At 56.9% G+C, this 19013-nt stretch carries 20 protein-coding genes; 12 read left to right on the top strand and 8 right to left on the bottom strand.

All coding sequences use genetic code 11. The annotated features are described in order from the left end of the window. Positions 1–5: 5 nt before the first annotated feature. Entirely contained in the window at positions 6–746 is a 741-nt protein-coding gene (gene hemD / locus IAE50_RS17060) for a uroporphyrinogen-III synthase (RefSeq protein ID WP_200580783.1), read from the bottom strand. Then, the gene (gene hemC / locus IAE50_RS17065; RefSeq protein WP_200580784.1) at positions 743–1684 is read right to left on the bottom strand and encodes a hydroxymethylbilane synthase; all 942 of its coding nucleotides are present in this window, start codon (positions 1682–1684) and stop codon (positions 743–745) included. Before hemC ends, hemD begins: the two co-directional genes overlap by 4 nt. 357 nt (positions 1685–2041) lie before the next feature. On the opposite strand from hemC, the gene cyaA reads away from it, so the two are divergent. Then, complete coding sequence (cyaA, locus tag IAE50_RS17070) at positions 2042–4585, top strand: class I adenylate cyclase (protein ID WP_023479540.1); 2544 nt, start codon at positions 2042–2044, stop codon at positions 4583–4585. 31 nt (positions 4586–4616) lie between these two features. On the opposite strand, the gene cyaY is transcribed toward cyaA, so the two are convergent. Beyond that, a complete protein-coding gene (cyaY, locus tag IAE50_RS17075) occupies positions 4617–4937 on the bottom strand; it encodes an iron donor protein CyaY (RefSeq protein ID WP_023479612.1) in 321 nt (106 codons plus the stop codon). A 136-nt stretch (positions 4938–5073) separates the two neighbouring features. On the opposite strand from cyaY, the gene IAE50_RS17080 reads away from it, so the two are divergent. The 8 genes from IAE50_RS17080 to corA all read left to right on the top strand — a co-directional run bounded on the left by IAE50_RS17080 (position 5074) and on the right by corA (position 12063). After that, positions 5074–5277 carry a lipoprotein gene (locus tag IAE50_RS17080; protein WP_187800552.1) on the top strand — a complete coding sequence of 68 codons (204 nt, stop codon included), beginning with the start codon at positions 5074–5076 and terminating at the stop codon, positions 5275–5277. 36 nt (positions 5278–5313) lie between these two features. Continuing rightward, positions 5314–6138: a diaminopimelate epimerase gene (gene dapF / locus IAE50_RS17085; RefSeq protein WP_023479551.1), complete on the top strand. Its 825-nt coding sequence runs from the start codon at positions 5314–5316 to the stop codon at positions 6136–6138. Then, entirely contained in the window at positions 6135–6842 is a 708-nt protein-coding gene (locus IAE50_RS17090; RefSeq protein WP_042714298.1) for a DUF484 domain-containing protein, read from the top strand. Before dapF ends, IAE50_RS17090 begins: the two co-directional genes overlap by 4 nt. Further along, positions 6839–7741 carry a tyrosine recombinase XerC gene (xerC, locus tag IAE50_RS17095; RefSeq protein ID WP_124970845.1) on the top strand — a complete coding sequence of 301 codons (903 nt, stop codon included), beginning with the start codon at positions 6839–6841 and terminating at the stop codon, positions 7739–7741. The genes IAE50_RS17090 and xerC overlap by 4 nt, the downstream gene beginning before the upstream one ends. Beyond that, on the top strand, positions 7741–8457 hold the full coding sequence (gene yigB, locus IAE50_RS17100; protein WP_094419070.1) for a 5-amino-6-(5-phospho-D-ribitylamino)uracil phosphatase YigB: 717 nt from the start codon (positions 7741–7743) through the stop codon (positions 8455–8457). Before xerC ends, yigB begins: the two co-directional genes overlap by 1 nt. 135 nt (positions 8458–8592) lie before the next feature. Then, positions 8593–10755, top strand: a complete 2163-nt coding sequence (gene uvrD, locus IAE50_RS17105) for a DNA helicase II (protein WP_042714303.1) — start codon at positions 8593–8595, stop codon at positions 10753–10755. 148 nt (positions 10756–10903) lie between these two features. Next, entirely contained in the window at positions 10904–10960 is a 57-nt protein-coding gene (ysgD, locus tag IAE50_RS26750; RefSeq protein ID WP_353656052.1) for a YsgD/CorL family protein, read from the top strand. A gap of 152 nt (positions 10961–11112) precedes the next feature. Then, complete coding sequence (gene corA, locus IAE50_RS17110) at positions 11113–12063, top strand: magnesium/cobalt transporter CorA (RefSeq protein ID WP_023479615.1); 951 nt, start codon at positions 11113–11115, stop codon at positions 12061–12063. Positions 12064–12103: 40 nt separating this feature from the next. On the opposite strand, the gene IAE50_RS17115 is transcribed toward corA, so the two are convergent. The 4 genes from IAE50_RS17115 to yigI form a co-directional block, all read right to left on the bottom strand. Then, positions 12104–12496, bottom strand: a complete 393-nt coding sequence (locus tag IAE50_RS17115; RefSeq protein WP_200135341.1) for a DUF2628 domain-containing protein — start codon at positions 12494–12496, stop codon at positions 12104–12106. A gap of 31 nt (positions 12497–12527) precedes the next feature. Next, complete coding sequence (locus IAE50_RS17120; protein WP_200135342.1) at positions 12528–12914, bottom strand: hypothetical protein; 387 nt, start codon at positions 12912–12914, stop codon at positions 12528–12530. 148 nt (positions 12915–13062) lie between these two features. After that, the gene (gene rarD / locus IAE50_RS17125; protein WP_042714306.1) at positions 13063–13959 is read right to left on the bottom strand and encodes an EamA family transporter RarD; all 897 of its coding nucleotides are present in this window, start codon (positions 13957–13959) and stop codon (positions 13063–13065) included. A 55-nt stretch (positions 13960–14014) separates the two neighbouring features. Next, positions 14015–14482, bottom strand: a complete 468-nt coding sequence (gene yigI, locus IAE50_RS17130) for an acyl-CoA thioesterase YigI (RefSeq protein WP_023479602.1) — start codon at positions 14480–14482, stop codon at positions 14015–14017. A 159-nt stretch (positions 14483–14641) separates the two neighbouring features. On the opposite strand from yigI, the gene pldA reads away from it, so the two are divergent. From pldA to rhtC, 3 genes are all read left to right on the top strand, one after another. Further along, positions 14642–15511: a phospholipase A gene (gene pldA / locus IAE50_RS17135; protein ID WP_139567409.1), complete on the top strand. Its 870-nt coding sequence runs from the start codon at positions 14642–14644 to the stop codon at positions 15509–15511. Positions 15512–15579: 68 nt separating this feature from the next. Further along, positions 15580–17406 carry an ATP-dependent DNA helicase RecQ gene (recQ, locus tag IAE50_RS17140; protein ID WP_042714310.1) on the top strand — a complete coding sequence of 609 codons (1827 nt, stop codon included), beginning with the start codon at positions 15580–15582 and terminating at the stop codon, positions 17404–17406. A gap of 60 nt (positions 17407–17466) precedes the next feature. Further along, a complete protein-coding gene (gene rhtC / locus IAE50_RS17145) occupies positions 17467–18087 on the top strand; it encodes a threonine export protein RhtC (RefSeq protein ID WP_023479561.1) in 621 nt (206 codons plus the stop codon). A gap of 220 nt (positions 18088–18307) precedes the next feature. On the opposite strand, the gene rhtB is transcribed toward rhtC, so the two are convergent. Beyond that, the gene (rhtB, locus tag IAE50_RS17150) at positions 18308–18928 is read right to left on the bottom strand and encodes a homoserine/homoserine lactone efflux protein (protein ID WP_042714313.1); all 621 of its coding nucleotides are present in this window, start codon (positions 18926–18928) and stop codon (positions 18308–18310) included. Positions 18929–19013 lie beyond the last annotated feature (85 nt).

Here is a 19013-nt window from a genome sequence, read left to right on the forward strand (position 1 = left end):
GAGAGTTATTGTAATGCGCGAAGCAGCGCATCGTTGTCGGCATTGTCAGCGACCTGAATCTCTTGCCAGCCCAGTTCCCGGGCAAGGTTCGCCAGACGTTCGCTTACCACCACCAGGCGGCAGCGAAGTAACCAGTTCTCCCGATACCAGGGAGGAATAAGTGAAAAAAGTTGCTGCAGCATTTCGCCGCTGGTGACCACCAGCGTTGAGACGCCCCGCGTATGCCAGCGCATCGCTTCTTCTGCACCGTCATAAAATTTTGCACTGCGTTGATAACACTCGCAAAATTCAACATTCGCGCCGCGCTCAGTTAACGTTTCCGCCAACAGCTCGCGTCCGCCATTGCCCCGTAAGATTAGCGCATGCTTGCCCTGAACATCTTGCAATTCAGGTAATTGTAGCAACACTTCGCTGATTTCCCGGTCGTGAGGGTAGCGTACATCGATACCGCTTACCGTATGCAGCGCGAGTGCGGTGGTTCGCCCAATGGCAAACCAGGCCGGTTCCTTCGGGAAGGAGAGGCCAGCTTGCTGCAAATGGGCATGCGCGAAGGAGACAGCGTGCTGCGACAGCACAAACGCGAGGTCATTCGCGCCGAGCCTGGCAAGCTTACCGGGTAATAAAGGCAGCTCACGACCCGGCGTGAATTCAATCAACGGAAAGCTCCAGGCCACCAAACCCAGTGTGCGCAGTCGGCTCACTAACTCTTCCCCGGAGGGAGAGGGACGGGTGACCAGGATACTCATGCGGGGGCTTCTCCGTTGTAAATATCAGCAAGAATGGCGCGCGCGCCGTTATCCAGCAGCTCTTCGGCCAGCGAGATGCCCATCTTTAGCGCATCTTCCGGTTGGCCGCGACGCTCGCCGCGTATCATCGTCGAACCATCCGGCGCGCCAACCAGCCCGCGCAACCAGAGTTCGCCCTTAATCAATTCAGCATAGCTGCCGATTGGCACCTGGCAGCCGCCTTCAAGACGGGTGTTCATCGCCCGCTCGGCTTTAACGCGGATTGCGGTCTCATCATGATTCAGCGGTTGCAGCAGCGCGCGGGTGCGCGCATCGTCAAGACGGCACTCAACGCCTACCGCGCCCTGGCCGACGGCCGGGAGTGAGATTTCCGGCGGCAGCGCCCAGCGTACGCGATCGCTAAGACCAAGGCGGTTAAGACCGGCGACGGCGAGGATAATCGCATCGTATTCGCCGTTATCGAGCTTGCTCAGGCGGGTGCCAACGTTGCCGCGCAGCGAGCGGATCACCAGATCGGGGCGCAGCGCAGCCAGCTGACACTGGCGACGTAAACTTGAGGTGCCGACAATACTGCCTGCGGGCAGTTCGTCCAGAGACTTATAACGATTAGAGACAAAGGCGTCGCGCGGATCGTCGCGTTCGCAAATCGTCACCAGACCGAGTCCATCGGGAAAGTCGACCGGGACATCTTTCATTGAGTGCACGGCGATGTCGGCGTGGTTGTCGAGCAGCGCCCGTTCAAGCTCTTTGACGAACAGGCCTTTGCCACCCACTTTCGCCAGCGGCGTATCGAGGATCACATCGCCGCGCGTGACCATCGGCACCAGCTCAACGGCTAACCCCGGATGGCTCGCTTCAAGGCGCGCTTTTACATAATGTGCCTGCCAGAGCGCAAGCGGGCTTTGCCGTGTGGCAATTCTTAAAACATTGTCTACCATGCTTGATACCGTCAATTTCGTCCGTTGACCATCCTAACACTGTTGCATTAGGGTGTCAGTGTTCACGGTCGATTGCGGGTCTCGCGCCGCGCAACAGGCGCAGCGCGGGATGTAATTCGGAATTTACAGAGTGCGTTTAATGCTAAACTGGTTTGTAGCGCATCTTTCTTTACGGTCAATGAGCAAGGTGTTAGATTGATCACGTTTTAGACCATTTTTTCGTCTGTCCTCCCATAACGATAACGACGAAAAAAGGGCAACGGCTACTTTTGGATTTTCTGTCTACGCACCCCTTTTCAAGCTGCGGCCTACAAAACATCAGCATGAAGGTGTGTATAAAACATCAGGCGATATGTCTTGTACCTCTATATTGAGACGCTGAAACAGCGACTGGATGCCATTAATCAACTGCGTGTGGATCGCGCGCTTGCTGCCATGGGCCCTGCTTTTCAGCAGGTTTACAGTCTGCTGCCGACATTACTGCACTATCACCATCCGCTGATGCCTGGCTACCTTGACGGTAACGTTCCCAATGGCATTTGCCTCTACACGCCTGATGAAAACCAACTCCACTACCTGAACGAACTTGAGCTGAACCGTGGCCTGCCTGCGCAGGATGCGCCGACCGGCGAACTGCCGATCACCGGCGTCTACTCCATGGGCAGCACCTCTTCGGTTGGGCAGAGCTGCTCTTCCGATCTTGATATCTGGGTCTGTCACCAATCCTGGCTCGATAATGACGAGCGCCAGCTGTTACAGCGTAAATGCAGCCTGCTGGAGAGCTGGGCGGCTTCCCTTGGCGTGGAAGTGAGCTTCTTCCTGATTGATGAGAACCGCTTCCGCCATAATGAAAGCGGCAGCCTCGGCGGCGAAGATTGCGGCTCAACGCAGCACATTTTACTGCTCGATGAGTTCTACCGCACCGCCGTGCGCCTGGCAGGTAAACGTATTCTTTGGAATATGGTGCCGGGCGATGAAGAGGAGAATTACGACGATTACGTCATGACGCTCTACGCGCAGGGCGTTCTGACCCCGAACGAGTGGCTCGATCTGGGCGGCTTAAGCTCGCTCTCGGCGGAAGAGTATTTCGGTGCCAGCCTGTGGCAGCTCTATAAGAGCATCGACTCGCCCTATAAAGCGGTGCTGAAAACCCTGCTGCTCGAAGCCTACTCCTGGGAATATCCGAATACCCGCCTGCTGGCGAAAGATATTAAACAGCGCCTGCACGACGGCGAGATCGTCTCCTTCGGTCTCGATCACTACTGCATGATGCTTGAGCGCGTCACCCACTATCTGGAAGCGATTGAGGATCCGACGCGTCTTGACCTGGTACGTCGATGTTTCTATTTAAAAGTGTGTGAAAAGCTGAGCCGCGAACGCGCCTGCGTCGGCTGGCGTCGCGAAGTGATCACGCAGTTAGTGAAAGAGTGGGGCTGGGACGAAGCGCGCCTCGCAATGCTCGATAACCGCGCTAACTGGAAAATCGATCAGGTGCGCGAAGCGCACAATGAGCTGCTTGATGCGATGATGCAGAGCTACCGTAACCTGATCCGCTTTGCCCGCCGTAATAACCTGAGCGTCTCCGCCAGCCCGCAGGATATCGGGGTCTTAACCCGTAAACTCTACGCGGCGTTTGAAGCGCTACCGGGCAAAGTGACGCTGGTGAACCCGCAGATTTCACCGGATCTCTCCGAACCGAACTTAACCTTTATTCATGTGCCGCCGGGCCGCGCCAACCGTACCGGTTGGTATCTCTACAACCGTGCGCCGAATATGGACTCCATCGTCAGCCATCAGCCGCTGGAGTATAACCGTTACCTGAACAAGCTGGTCGCCTGGGCATGGTTTAACGGCTTGCTGACGTCGCGTACGCGCCTGTTTATTAAGGGCAACGGCATTGTCGATCTGCCGAAGCTGCAGGAGATGGTTGCTGATGTCTCGCACCACTTCCCGCTGCGCCTGCCTGCGCCGACGCCGAAAGCGCTCTACAGCCCGTGCGAAATCCGTCATCTGGCGATTATCGTCAACCTGGAGTACGACCCGACCGCGGCGTTCCGTAACCAGGTGGTGCACTTTGATTTCCGCAAGCTTGATGTCTTCAGCTTCGGCGAGCAGCAAAACTGCCTCGTTGGCAGCGTCGATCTGCTCTATCGCAACTCGTGGAACGAAGTGCGTACCCTGCACTTCAACGGCGAGCAGGCGATGATTGAAGCGCTGAAAACCATCCTCGGCAAAATGCACCAGGATGCCGCGCCGCCGGACAGCGTCGAAGTCTTCTGTTACAGCCAGCATCTGCGTGGCCTGATTCGCACCCGCGTGCAGCAGCTGGTCTCTGAATGTATCGAACTGCGCCTCTCGACGACACGTCACGAAACCGGTCGCTTTAAAGCGCTGCGCGTGGCGGGGCAAACCTGGGGCTTGTTCTTCGAGCGCGTGAACGTTTCGGTGCAGAAGCTGGAAAACGCCATTGAGTTTTACGGCGCTATCTCTCATAACAAGCTGCATGGTTTGTCGGTGCAGGTGGAGACCAACCACGTTGAATTACCGGCGGTGGTGGATGGCTTTGCCAGCGAAGGGATTATTCAGTTCTTCTTTGAAGAGGCGGGGGAAGAGGGCTTTAACATCTATATTCTGGATGAGAGCAACCGCGCCGAAGTGTATCACCACTGCGAAGGCAGCAAAGAGGAGCTGGTGCGTGACGTAAGCCGCTTCTTCTCCTCCTCCCACGATCGTTTTACCTACGGCTCGAGCTTTATCAACTTCAACCTGCCGCAGTTTTACCAGATTGTGAATGTTGAAGGGCGCGCGCAGGTGATCCCGTTCCGCAACCAGGCGATCAGCACCGCATCGCCGGCCAATCAGGATAACGCCGCACCGCTGTTGCAGCAGTACTTCTCCTGATAGTGCTGCCCGGTCTCCCGGGCAGTGCGTCTTAGCGGAAAGTGACGCTTTCGCCTGCTTGCTGGCTTGCCGCCTGCTCCAGCAGATCCCAGAAGGTTTCGCCGCTGCGATCGCAGACCCACTCATCCCCTTTGAGATTGAAATGGTAACCGCCCTGTTTTGTCGCCAGCCACACCTGGTGCAGCGGCTCCTGACGGTTAATGATGATTTTACTGCCGTTCTCAAAGCTGAGGGTTAATACGCCGCCGTTGATTTCACAGTCGATATCGCTATCGCCGTCCCACTCATCCAGGCGTTCTTCGATGGTGAGCCACAGGCCGTCGGCGAGGCGATGAAATTCTGAATCGTTCATTCTGCTTTCCTGTTTTTTATGATGGCCGCAGTATAACGCGAAACATTTCCCGTTGCCCTAAACGTGCAAACTCTTGCTTTTGTGTCTTCTCCTGCGATGATAGAGCGCAGTAAGAATGAACTCACAGGCAACGATAATGAAAGATCTGTTTCGCACGCTGGCCGTAGTGCTGACTCTGTTCAGCCTGACGGGCTGTGGTCTGAAAGGGCCGCTCTACTTCCCTCCGGCCGATAAAACCGCGCCGCCGCCAACCAAAACGCAGGAGAGCACGATCCAGCCTACTATTCCGGATAGTAACGATCGGGGCGATACCGGCTCGCCGACCCAGGTGAATTATTGACGTTACCGCTCTGTACCCGCGTAAATGGAGTAGATAATGCAGTTCTCAAAGATGCATGGCCTTGGCAACGATTTTATGGTCGTCGACGCGGTGACGCAGAACCTCTTTTTCTCCCCGGAGTTGATCCGTCGTCTGGCGGATCGCCATCTTGGCGTAGGCTTCGATCAACTGCTGGTGGTTGAGCCTCCTTACGATCCTGAGCTCGATTTTCACTACCGTATTTTTAACGCTGACGGCAGCGAAGTGTCGCAGTGCGGCAACGGCGCGCGCTGTTTCGCCCGTTTTGTGCGTCTGAAAGGTTTGACCAATAAACGTGACATTCGCGTCAGTACAGCGAACGGGCGTATGGTATTGAGCGTAACGGAAGATGAACTGGTGCGCGTCAATATGGGCGAACCGAACTTCGAACCGTCGCAGGTGCCGTTTCGCGCGAACAAAGCTGAGAAGACCTATATTATGCGCGCGGCGGAACAAACCGTGCTCTGCGGCGTCGTATCGATGGGCAACCCGCACTGTGTTATTCAGGTCGATAGCGTGGAAAACGCACCGGTAGAGACGCTGGGACCGGTGCTGGAGAGCCATGAGCGCTTTCCTGAGCGCGCCAATATCGGCTTTATGCAGGTCGTCAAAACCGATCATATCCGCCTGCGCGTTTTCGAGCGCGGCGCAGGTGAAACGCAGGCGTGCGGAAGCGGTGCCTGCGCAGCCGTTGCCGTCGGCATTCAGCAAGGCTTGCTGGCGGAAAGCGTTCGCGTGGAGTTACCGGGCGGTCGACTTGATATCGCCTGGAAAGGCCCGGGCCAACCGCTGTACATGACTGGCCCGGCGGCACATGTCTATGACGGGTTTATTCATCTATGAAGCAACCAGGGGAAGAATTGCAGGAGACGCTGACGGAGCTGGAAGATCAGACCGTTGCCGACTATTTGGTGCGCCATCCTGACTTCTTTATCCGTAACGCGCGGCTGGTGGAACAGATGCGCGTGCCGCATGCGGTGCGCGACACGGTTTCTCTGGTGGAGTGGCATATGGCGCGCTCGCGCAACCACATCAACGCGCTGGAAGAGAACATGACGCTGTTGATGGAGCAGGCGAGCGCCAATGAAGGGCTCTTTTATCGCCTGCTGCGTCTGCAAAGCCGGCTGGCTTCCGCGCCAAGCCTTGATGAGATGCTGAACCGCCTGCACCGCTGGGCGCGTGATTTAGGGCTGGCAGGCGCCACGGTGCGCCTCTTTCCGGATCGCTGGCGTCTCGGCGCGCCGTCGCGCTACACCCATCTTTCCCTGTCGCGTCAGGCGTTTGAGCCACTGCGCATTCAGCGGCTTGGTCACCAGCATCACTATCTGGGATCGCTCAACGGGCCGGAGCTGTTGCTGCTGTTGCCGGAAGCGAAAGCCATCGGTTCAGTGGCGATGTCGCTGATGGGGCAAGATGGCTCGCTCGGCGTGGTACTGTTCAGCAGCCGCGATCCGCACCATTATCAACATGGTCAGGGTACCCAGCTGCTGGAGGAGATCGCGCAGATGCTGCCGGATCTGCTTGAGCGCTGGATCGCGCGCGCATGACCGCTTCGCCGCTCTTCCCGCTCGTTACCCGCTTTTTGCGTTACCTCGGCGTTGAGCGCCAGCTCAGCCCGATCACCCTGCGCAACTATCAGCGCCAGCTGGACGCCATAATGGCGATGGCGGACGATCTCGGCCTTAAAAGCTGGCAACAGTGCGATGCTGCCACGGTGCGCTCGATTGCCACCCGCAGCCGCCGCAAAGGGCTGGGTGCGGCGAGTCTCGCGCTACGGCTCTCCGCCCTGCGCAGCTTCTTTGACTGGCTGGTGAGCCAGGGCGAGCTGCCCGCCAACCCGGCGAAAGGGATCTCGGCGCCGAAAGCCGCGCGCCATCTGCCGAAAAATATCGATGTCGATGATGTAAACCGCCTGCTGGAGATCGACATTAACGATCCGCTGGCGGTGCGCGACCGCGCGATGCTGGAAGTGATGTACGGCGCGGGCCTGCGTCTGTCGGAACTGGTCAATCTCGATATCAAACACCTCGATCTGGAGAGCGGCGAAGTGTGGGTGCTCGGAAAAGGCAGCAAAGAGCGCCGCGTGCCGATAGGCCGCAATGCGGTGAGCTGGGTTGAGCACTGGCTCGATCTGCGCGAGCTGTTTGGCGCGCAGGACGATGCGCTGTTCCTCTCAAAGCTTGGCAAGCGCATCTCGGCGCGCAATGTGCAGAAACGGTTTGCCGAATGGGGCATTAAGCAGGGGCTGAACAGCCATGTGCATCCGCATAAACTGCGCCACTCGTTTGCCACCCATATGCTGGAGTCGAGCGGCGATCTGCGCGGCGTGCAGGAGCTGCTCGGCCACGCCAATTTATCCACCACCCAGATCTATACCCATCTTGATTTTCAACACCTTGCTTCGGTCTACGATGCGGCGCATCCGCGCGCAAAACGGGGGAAATAATGCGTTTTTACCGCCCACCAGGCGAGATCTCGGCGATCACTTTCGACCTGGACGACACCCTTTATGACAACCGGCTGGTGATCCAGCGTACAGAGCAGGAGTCGCTGGCCTTTTTGCAGGGCTACCACCCGGCGCTCAGCACGCTGGAGAACAGCGAATTCAAGCGCCTGCGCCAGGCGCTGCGCGAAACCGAGCCGGATATCTACCACGATGTCACCGAGTGGCGGCGACGCGCCGTTGAGCGCGCTATGCTCGATGCCGGGCTGACGGCAGCAGAGGCCGCGGCCGGTGCCGAAGCCGCCATGGCCAACTTTGCGCACTGGCGCAGCCGCATTGATGTCCCGGACGAGACCCACGACACGCTGGCGAAGCTGGCAGAAAAGTGGCCGCTGGTGGCGATCACTAACGGTAATGCGCAGCCGGAGCTGTTCGGGCTCGGCGATTATTTTAAATTTGTACTGCGTGCCGGACCGGACGGGCGCTCAAAACCCTTCAGCGATATGTATCACCGCGCCGCTGAGCGTCTTGGCGTGCCCATTGGCAACATTTTGCACGTTGGTGACGATCTCACCACCGACGTTGCGGGCGCGATCCGCTGCGGCATGCAGGCCTGCTGGATCAAACCCGAGGGCGCAGATCTGCTGCAAGCCAGCGACAGCCGCCTGTTGCCGCATATGGAAATTTCGCGGTTGGCATCCCTCACTACGCTGATATAATCACCCATTGTTCTGTATAAAATACCAGGGTTTTGGTGGCGGGCGCGGCGCGAATACGCCCACGCAAACCGGACCCTGGTACGCGAAGCGCCACCGGCGTTTTGTTCAATTCCTGATGACTACGCGACGGTACCTATGGACGTTTCTTATCTGCTCGACAGCCTCAATGACAAACAGCGCGACGCCGTAGCGGCGACACGCAGCAATATGCTGGTGCTGGCGGGAGCGGGAAGCGGCAAGACGCGCGTGTTGGTGCACCGTATCGCATGGCTGATCACCGTAGAGAACTGCTCGCCCTTCTCGATTATGGCGGTCACCTTTACCAACAAAGCGGCGGCGGAGATGCGCCACCGTATCGGCCAGTTGATGGGCACCACCCAGGGCGGCATGTGGGTCGGCACCTTCCACGGGCTGGCGCACCGGCTGCTGCGCGCGCACCATATGGACGCGAAGCTGCCGCAGGATTTCCAGATCCTCGATAGCGAAGATCAGCTGCGCCTGCTCAAGCGTCTGATCAAAGCGATGAACCTTGATGAGAAGCAGTGGCCAGCGCGCCAGGCGATGTACTACATCAACGGTCAAAAAGATGAGGGCATTCGCCCGCACCATATCCAAAGCTTCGGCAATCCGGTGGAGCAGACCTGGCAGAAGGTCTACCAGGCCTATCAGGAGGCGTGCGATCGCGCCGGGCTGGTCGATTTTGCCGAGCTGCTGCTGCGCGCCCACGAGCTGTGGCTGAACAAACCGCATATTCTGCAGCACTATCGCGAGCGCTTTACCAATATCCTGGTGGATGAGTTCCAGGATACTAACAACATTCAGTACGCGTGGATCCGCCTGCTGGCGGGCGATACCGGCAAGGTGATGATTGTCGGCGACGATGACCAGTCGATCTACGGCTGGCGCGGCGCGCAGGTGGAGAACATCCAGCGCTTCCTCACCGATTTTCCCGGCGCGCAAACCATTCGTCTTGAGCAGAACTACCGCTCTACCAGCAATATTCTGAGCGCCGCTAACGCCCTGATTGAGAACAACAACGGGCGTCTGGGGAAAAAGCTGTGGACCGAAGGGACCGCCGGCGAGCCGATCTCCCTTTACTGCGCGTTTAACGAGCTGGATGAAGCGCGTTTCGTGGTTAATCGCATCAAAGCCTGGCAGGACAACGGCGGCCAGCTGACGCAGTGCGCCATCCTCTATCGCAGCAACGCCCAGTCGCGCGTGCTGGAAGAGGCGTTACTGCAGACGAGCATGCCCTATCGCATCTATGGCGGCATGCGCTTCTTCGAACGTCAGGAGATTAAAGATGCGCTCGCCTATCTGCGCCTGATCGCTAACCGTAACGATGACGCCGCGTATGAGCGCGTGGTGAATACGCCGACGCGCGGCATTGGCGATCGCACTTTAGACGTTGTTCGCCAGACCTCCCGTGAGCGCCAGCTGACGCTGTGGCAGGCGACCCGCGAGCTGCTGCAAGAGAAAGCGCTGGCGGGCCGTGCGGCGGGCGCGTTGCAGCGTTTTCTTGAGCTAATCGACGCGCTGGCGCAGGAGACGGCGGATATGCCGCTGCATGTGCAAACCGACCGGGTGATCAGCGATTCCGGCCTGCGCGCGATGTACGAGCAGGAGAAGGGTGAAAAAGGCCAGACGCGAATTGAGAACTTAGAGGAGCTGGTCACCGCAACGCGGCAGTTCAGCTACAACGAAGAAGATGAAGATTTAATGCCGCTGCAGGCGTTCCTCTCTCACGCGGCGCTGGAAGCGGGCGAAGGGCAGGCGGACACCTGGCAGGACGCGGTGCAGTTGATGACCTTGCACTCGGCGAAGGGGCTTGAGTTCCCGCAGGTGTTTATTGTCGGCATGGAAGAGGGGATGTTCCCGAGCCAGATGTCCCTTGATGAGGGTGGCCGTCTGGAAGAGGAGCGCCGTCTGGCCTATGTCGGCGTCACGCGCGCGATGCAAAAACTGACCTTAACCTACGCGGAAACGCGTCGGTTGTATGGTAAAGAGGTTTATCACCGCCCTTCACGCTTTATCGGCGAGCTGCCGGAAGAGTGCGTTGAAGAGGTGCGTTTGCGCGCCAGCATCAGCCGCCCGGTCAGCCATCAGCGGATGGGCACGCCGGTGGCGCAGAGCGATACGGGCTATAAGCTTGGTCAGCGCGTGCGCCACGCCAAATTTGGCGAAGGCACGGTGGTGAATATGGAAGGCAGCGGCGAGCACAGCCGCTTGCAGGTGGCGTTCCAGGGGCAGGGTATTAAGTGGTTAGTCGCCGCCTATGCGAAGCTCGAAACCGTGTAACCTTCAGAAAAATATCATCATTTTGTAATATTCTGCTAGCCTTATACGCTGAAGGGCAAATATTGCTCTTTAGCGTTTCGTTGCGTGTTGACGCCTCCTGAGTGCTGGCGTAACATGCGCGCACGATCACGCTAAGAGGACATTCGCCTTGGACACACCCAGTAGATGCTGGCTCAATTTCCTGGATTTCAGGAACAACTCCTAAGGCTTTCTCCTCACGCTGATGGCCTTAGAGGTTGTCGGCGACCCGCTTTATCCCCGTCGCGCTGAGTCAGACTGTTTAATGGTCTGAAACCCCAATTGTTTCTTGTGTGCCCTGCGAACTGTCCGATATTTTTTGCATTGGGAGTCCCGGCCATGCTGAGCGCATTTCAACTGGAAAACAATCGTTTAAGCCGTCTTGAGGCTGACGAAATCAAACACCTCGCCAGCTCGGTTTGGGTGGATTTGGTCGAGCCGGACGATGATGAACGTACCCGCGTGCAAACGGAATTGGGCCAGAATCTGGCTACGCGACCTGAACTGGAAGACATCGAAGCCTCGGCGCGTTTTTTCGAAGACGAAGACGGTCTGCACATCCACTCCTTCTTCTTTTATGAAGATGCGGAGGATCACGCAGGCAACTCAACGGTAGCATTCACCATTCGCGAAGGGCGTCTCTTTACCCTGCGCGAGCGCGAACTGCCCGCGTTTCGTCTCTACCGTATGCGCGCCCGCAGCCAGGAGATGGTTGACGGCAACGCCTACGAACTGCTGCTCGATCTCTTCGAAACCAAAATCGAACAGCTGGCGGATGAGATTGAAAACATCTACAGCGATCTGGAAAAACTGAGCCGCGTCATTATGGAAGGGCAGCAGGGCGATGAGTATGACGAAGCGCTCTCTACGCTTGCTGAGCAGGAAGATATCGGCTGGAAAGTGCGGTTGTGTCTGATGGATACCCAGCGCGCGCTGAACTTCCTGGTGCGCAAAGCGCGTTTACCGGCGGGTCAGCTTGAGCAGGCGCGCGAGATCCTGCGCGATATCGAGTCGCTGCTGCCGCATAACGAATCCCTGTTCCAGAAGGTGAACTTCCTGATGCAGGCGGCGATGGGTTTTATCAATATCGAGCAGAACCGAATCATCAAGATCTTCTCGGTCGTTTCGGTAGTGTTTCTGCCGCCAACGCTGGTGGCATCAAGCTATGGGATGAACTTCGAGTTTATGCCCGAGCTGCACTGGAGCTTCGGCTATCCCGGCGCGATTATCTTTATGATCCTTGCCGGTCTTGCCCCCTACCTCTACTTCAAACGCCGCAACTGGCTTTGAAGCCAAAAAAAAGGTTCAGCCTGCGCTGAACCTTTTTTCTTTACAGGCCCCAGGTCTGGATGCCTTTAACTTTATATTCGTGATACCAGACATTTGTTCGCATCATGATAAGCATGGGTACGATAAAGGAGAGGAAAGGGAAACCTATAAGAGCGGCGACTAATAATCCCAGTACGTTCAGCCCAATAGAGGTCAGCGCTTTTTTCCACAGGCCCAGGATAAAGAGATAAATACAGCCGAAGAAGAAAGCGTAGAAGTTTTGGTTAACTGTTACTTTCTCCCCAAATTTCATCTGCTTAAACGCTTGTTTCCACGCCGGAGTAGGACGCCAGAATCCGGGGTAGCCATTCTTTTCAAAAAATGCGAAGCGATACTTCCACTTGTCGCTCAGCGATTCATCTTTCTGGTAATCATAGTCGTTGATAGTACTCATTTTCCTCTCCTGAAAAACCCTGTCTTTTAAACTAATTAGCTGTTTTTACTTCCGTTGGCGCGAACATAAACATAAAAAATACCAGGCCGTCGAACCAAATATAGATCTGAGCGCCGAGCAGCAGATATTCATCATCCAGCACGAAACCTGCCGCGGAGACCACTGGCGAAATGAGATAAACCAGGATCGACAAAATGACGACATAACGCCCCTTTAATCCACTATCCCGGCAGCGCTGCGCATTGATATTGATCTTCACCCACGTGTAAACCAGCAGGCAGAGCAGCGGCAGTATGGGAAGCTTCGCCACGCTAACCATGGCAATTAAAAAAACAATATGCAGAAGCATAAAAGTAAGGAAATAGGGCTTACGCGCGAGGCATGCCTTGCCTGTTGGCCAAAAAATCCTGCGGATCATTTTTCCGGGTCGTCCTGAATAGCGTAATAATAAAGCGGCGAACATACCATTCAGTAGATTAATATGCGACGCGACGATCGAATAACCCACGAATATTTGTAGGTAGCGGGCGGCAATTCCGCCCGTCTGATTTGTTCCCTAAGCGGAATTAGCGTGTTTTACGTAATGCGCGCTGGGTATAAAGGGCATCCATTACGAAGATCGCCAGTGCCACCCAAATAAAGCCAAAGGTCACCATTTTATCCGCGCCGGGATGCTCACCGTAAAAGGTCACCGCCAGCACGAACATCAGCGTCGGGCCGATGTACTGAAAGAAACCGAGGGTTGAGAGGCGCAGACGTGTTGCCGCCCCGGTAAAGCAGAGCAGCGGCACGGTGGTCACCACGCCCGCCGCGATCAGCAGCAGATTGAGCGACAGGCTGTTTTGCGACATATGGCTGGTCGGGCTATCGGTAATGCCGAACAGCCAGATGGCCGCCACCGGCAGTAACCATAAGGTCTCTATCAGCATGCCGGTTTGTGCCTCAACGGCGATTTTCTTTCGCAGCAGGCCGTAGAAGGCGAAGCTAAAGGCGAGGCCGAGGGCGATCACCGGCAGCGAGCCAAAGGTCCAGAGCTGCACCAGCACGCCGAGCGCGGCGAGGATCACCGCCAGCCACTGCATACGACGAAAACGCTCGCCCAGGAAAAGCATCCCCAGCAGGATATTCACCAGCGGGTTAATAAAGTAGCCGAGGCTCGCTTCCAGCATATGGTTATGGTTGACCGCCCAGATAAACAGCAGCCAGTTACCGCCCACCAGCACCGCCGAGACTGCCAGCAGCAAAATCTTTTTCGGCGTTTGCAGCAGCGCTTTCACGCTCTTCCACTGGCGGCTTACGCTTATCAGCGCCAGCATAAAAAAGAAGGACCAGATGACGCGGTGAGTCAGGATCTCATCGGCGGGAACATACCAAATCACTTTGAAATAGGCGGGCGCAATGCCCCAGATAAAATAAGCGGCGAGCGCAAGTAATACGCCAAGCCGCGTCTGCTTTGCATCCATCAGAAAGACTCGTTGCGAAAATGTAACCGCATGGTACCCGATTTCGCAGGCCTGCTCACCCCACCATATAGGTAGCGGTTGCGCTGGCGATATGCACCTGCTCCTCGTTATGTAACTCCACGCGTGCAACCGCGACCTTATTACCGGCACGTAACAAACTGCTGCTGGCGGTAAACCGCGTACCGCGGCCGGGTCGCAGATAATCAACACGCAGATCAATCGTCCCCATGCGCGCCAGGCGCTGGCGCAGCTCCTCTTCGCTAATGGTTTCATGGCGGGTGAGGGTGCTGCCGACGCATACCAGCCCGGCGGCGACATCCAGCGCGGAGGCAATCACCCCACCGTGGAGAATGCTCTGCGCCCAGTTACCGACCATCATCGGCTGGTTATTGAAATGCAGTTCTGCGAACGCTTTTTCATAGCGCCCCAGCTCCAGGCCTAACGCACGGTTGTAGGGCATGTGATAGACAAAAATCTCGCCCACCATTTGCAGGGCTTGATCGGCGGTAAGAACGGCTGACATATCAATCTGATCCGATGAGTTAATGGAGTGTTAATTTTATGCTCAATGTTTGTTGATTGCTACTTTAAGAGCGATAGACGAGCAGTGACGCAAGAAATATGTAGAATACGTGCGGATAAGACTATTAACTAACTCAACAATAATTCGGAGCTTAAACCGATGCGCACCTGGCCGGGGTATATTTTCGCAGTGCTGGCACTGCCGTTTATGGCACTCGCACAAGAAGCAACCATCAAAGAAGTTCATGATGCGCCCGTCGTGCGCGGCAGCATCATCGCGAATATGTTGCAGGACCACGATAATCCGTTCACGCTCTATCCGTATGAATCCAACTATGTGCTTTATACCGATACCAGCGATCTGAATAAAGAAGCGATCCGCTCCTACAACTGGGCTGACAACGCGCGTAAAGATGAAGTGAAGTTCCAGATAAGCCTGGCCTTCCCCTTCTGGCGCGGCATTCTCGGGCCAAACTCAGTATTAGGCGGTTCCTATACGCAAAAATCCTGGTGGCAGCTCTCCAACAGCGGCGAGTCTTCTCCCTTCCGTGAAACCAACTATGAACCGCAGCTGTTCCTCGGTTTCGCCACGGATTACCGATTTGCTGGCTGGACGCTGCGCGACGTGGAAGTTGGTTTCAACCATGACTCCAACGGCCGCTCCGATCCCACCTCGCGCAGCTGGAACCGTGCTTACACCCGCCTGATGGCGCAAAACGGTAACTGGATGGTGGAAGTGAAGCCCTGGTATGTCGTAGGCTCCACGGACGACAACCCGGATATCACCAAATATATGGGTTACTACCAGCTGAAAATCGGTTACGAAATTGGTGATGCGATCCTCAGCGCGAAAGGGCAGTACAACTGGAATACCGGCTACGGCGGCGCAGAAATCGGCCTCAGCTACCCGGTGACCAAACACGTTCGCCTCTATACTCAGGTTTACAGCGGCTACGGCGAATCGCTGATTGATTATAATTTCAATCAGACCCGCTTCGGCGTGGGCGTGATGCTCAACGATCTGTTTTAAGGCATTGCAGTTTCAGTCACAGGCGCTGAAAATAGCGCCTGTTTTTATTTCAGGCAAATGGGGTCAATGTGGCGCAGGCGGAAGTATTGAATCAGGAATCGCTGGCTAAACAGGTTTTACAAGAGACCTTTGGCTACCAGCAGTTCCGCCCTGGCCAGCAGGATATTATCGACACCGTGCTTGGCGGTCGCGACTGCCTGGTGGTGATGCCGACCGGCGGCGGCAAATCGCTCTGTTACCAAATTCCGGCGCTAGTGCTGGAAGGGCTGACGGTCGTGGTCTCGCCGCTTATCTCGCTGATGAAAGATCAGGTCGACCAACTGCTCGCCAACGGCGTGGCGGCGGCCTGTCTCAACTCGTCCCAGAGCCGCGAGCAGCAGCTTGAGGTGGTAAACGGCTGTCGCAACGGGCAGATCCGTCTGCTCTATATCGCGCCTGAACGCCTGATGCTCGACAACTTCCTTGACCAGCTGCGCCAATGGAATACGGTGCTTATCGCCGTCGACGAAGCGCACTGTATCTCCCAGTGGGGACACGATTTCCGCCCGGAATACGCCGCGCTCGGCCAGCTGCGCCATATGCTACCCAACGTGCCTTTTATGGCACTTACTGCGACCGCCGATGACACCACGCGCCGCGATATTGAGCGTCTGCTCAGCCTTAACGATCCGCTGATTCAGGTCAGCAGTTTTGACCGTCCCAACATCCGCTACATGCTGATGGAGAAGTTTAAGCCTCTCGACCAGCTGCTGCGCTATGTGCAGGAGCAGCGGGGCAAATGCGGCATCATTTACTGCAACAGCCGGGCGAAAGTGGAAGATACCGCCGCGCGCTTACAGGGCCGGGGCTTCAGCGCCGCGCCTTATCACGCCGGGTTGGAGAACGAGGTTCGCGCGCGGGTGCAGGAGCAGTTCCAGCGCGATGACCTGCAAATCGTGGTTGCTACCGTCGCCTTCGGTATGGGCATTAACAAACCCAACGTCCGCTTTGTGGTGCACTTCGACATTCCGCGCAATATCGAATCCTACTACCAGGAGACCGGTCGCGCCGGGCGCGATGGCCTGCCCGCAGAAGCGATGCTGTTTTACGATCCGGCAGATATGGCCTGGCTGCGCCGCTGCCTGGAGGAGAAGCCCGCCGGGCCGTTGCAGGATATCGAGCGTCACAAGCTCAACGCGATGGGCGCCTTTGCCGAAGCGCAAACCTGCCGTCGGCTGGTGCTGCTCAACTACTTTGGCGAAGGGCGTCACGCGCCGTGCGGCAACTGCGATATCTGCCTCGATCCGCCGCGTCAGTACGATGGTTTGCAGGATGCGCAGAAAGCGCTCTCTGCCATCTATCGCGTGAACCAGCGCTTCGGGATGGGTTATGTGGTTGAGGTGCTGCGCGGCGCGAATAACCAGCGTATCCGCGAGATGGGCCATGACAAGCTGCCGGTCTATGGCATCGGGCGCGAGCAGAGCCACGAACACTGGGTAAGCGTAATTCGCCAGCTGATCCACCTGGGCTTTGCTATGCAAAATATCGCCCAGCACTCGGCGCTGCAACTCACGGAAGCGGCGCGTCCGGTTCTGCGCGGTGAGGTGCCGCTGATGCTGGCGGTGCCGCGTATGGTGACGCTGAAGCCGAAAGTGATGCAGAAGGCGGCGGTCGGCAATTACGATCGCAAGCTGTTCGCCAAGCTGCGTAAGCTGCGTAAAGCGATCGCCGACGAAGAGAACATCCCCCCGTACGTGGTGTTTAACGATGCCACGCTGATTGAGATGGCGGAGCAGATGCCGCTTTCGCCGGGCGACATGCTGAGCGTCAACGGCGTTGGCACGCGCAAACTGGAGCGTTTCGGCCAGGAGTTTATGGCGCTGATCCGCGCCCATGTCGACGGCGATGAAGAGTAGTCAGCCTGCGGGAAAAGTGTCAGGATAGCCCTTCACTGAATCTTTTCTCGCGAGTTCGCTATGTTAACGCTCTTTCTCTCCGTCATGACAGTGCACTTCATTGCGCTGATGAGCCCCGGTCCCGATTTCTTCTTTGTTTCTCAAACTGCCGTCAGCCGCTCGCGCAAAGAGGCGATGCTGGGCGTGCTCGGCATCACCGCGGGCGTGATGGTGTGGGCAGCGGTCGCGCTGCTTGGCCTCAACCTGATCCTCGCGAAAATGGCCTGGCTGCACAGCATCATTATGGTCGGCGGCGGGCTCTATCTCTGCTGGATGGGCTTCCAGATGCTGCGCGGCGCGCTGAAGAAAGAGACGGCGAACAGCGATGCGCCGCAGGTTGAGCTGGCGGCGGGCGGGCGCAGTTTTGTGAAAGGCTTGCTGACCAACCTCGCGAACCCGAAAGCGATTATCTACTTCGGATCGGTCTTCTCGTTGTTTGTTGGCGACAGCGTCGGCGCTAACGCGCGCTGGGGCATCTTTGTGCTGATTGTGGTAGAGACCTTCGCCTGGTTTACGCTGGTTGCCAGCGTCTTTGCGCTACCGCGCGTGCGTCGCGGCTATCAGCGAATGGCGAAGTGGATCGATGGCGTCGCCGGTGCGCTCTTCGCCGGGTTCGGCATCCATTTGATTATCTCCCGCTGATGCGAATTGCCGGATGGCGCGTGCGCTTATCCGGCCTACAAAGGTCACTACCTGGTTTTGCATATGCCGGATGGCGCTTGCGCTTATCCGGCCTACAAAGGTCACTATCTGATTTTGCATATGCCGGATGGCGCTTACGCTTATCCGGCCTACAAAGGTCACCACCTGGTTTTGCGTAGGCCGGATAAGGCGCAGCCGCCATCCGGCAAACAGACCGCACTCACGCGTGTCTTGCCGACGCCAACAACGCCCCCACCAGCACAAACAGCGATCCGAACACTTTATTCAATGCCTTCATCTGATGCGGGCCTTTGATCCACCCCGCAATGCGCCGCGCCAGCGTGGCATAACCAATCATCACAATGATATCGACCACGATGGTCGTCGCCCCAAGCACAACATACTGCATCACCTGCGGCTGATTGGGCGCGATAAACTGCGGGAAGAGGGCGGCAAGAAACACGATGCTCTTCGGGTTGGTAAGGTTCACAAACACCGCGCGTTTAAACAGCCGCCCGCGTGATTGCGTCTGCGCCAGAGTATGGAGATCGAGCGCGCCTGCGGCGCGCCACTGCTGAATACCGAGCCACACCAGATAGGCCGCGCCCGCCCACTTCAACACCTCAAACGCCAGCACCGAGCGGGAGAAGAGCGTGCCCAGACCGATCCCAACCAGCACGATATGGATCCCCAGCCCGGTCTGCAAACCGGCAATTGAGGCTGCCGCGCCGCGATAGCCGTGGCTAATTGAAGTGGTCATGGTATTGATCGCCCCGGAGCCGGGGGAGAGGCTTAAAATCAACGATGTCAGCAGGTAGGCGAACCACCACTCGAAGGTCATGAGAAATTCCCTGGTTGTCGGTTTTTATGCCACAATACGCCATTGTCTGTGGAATTTGCTATTGGTCACAAAAAAACGATTTTAC

Origin of the sequence: Kosakonia sp. S42 (assembly GCF_016624785.1) — a bacterium.
Classification (GTDB): domain Bacteria; phylum Pseudomonadota; class Gammaproteobacteria; order Enterobacterales; family Enterobacteriaceae; genus Kosakonia; species Kosakonia cowanii.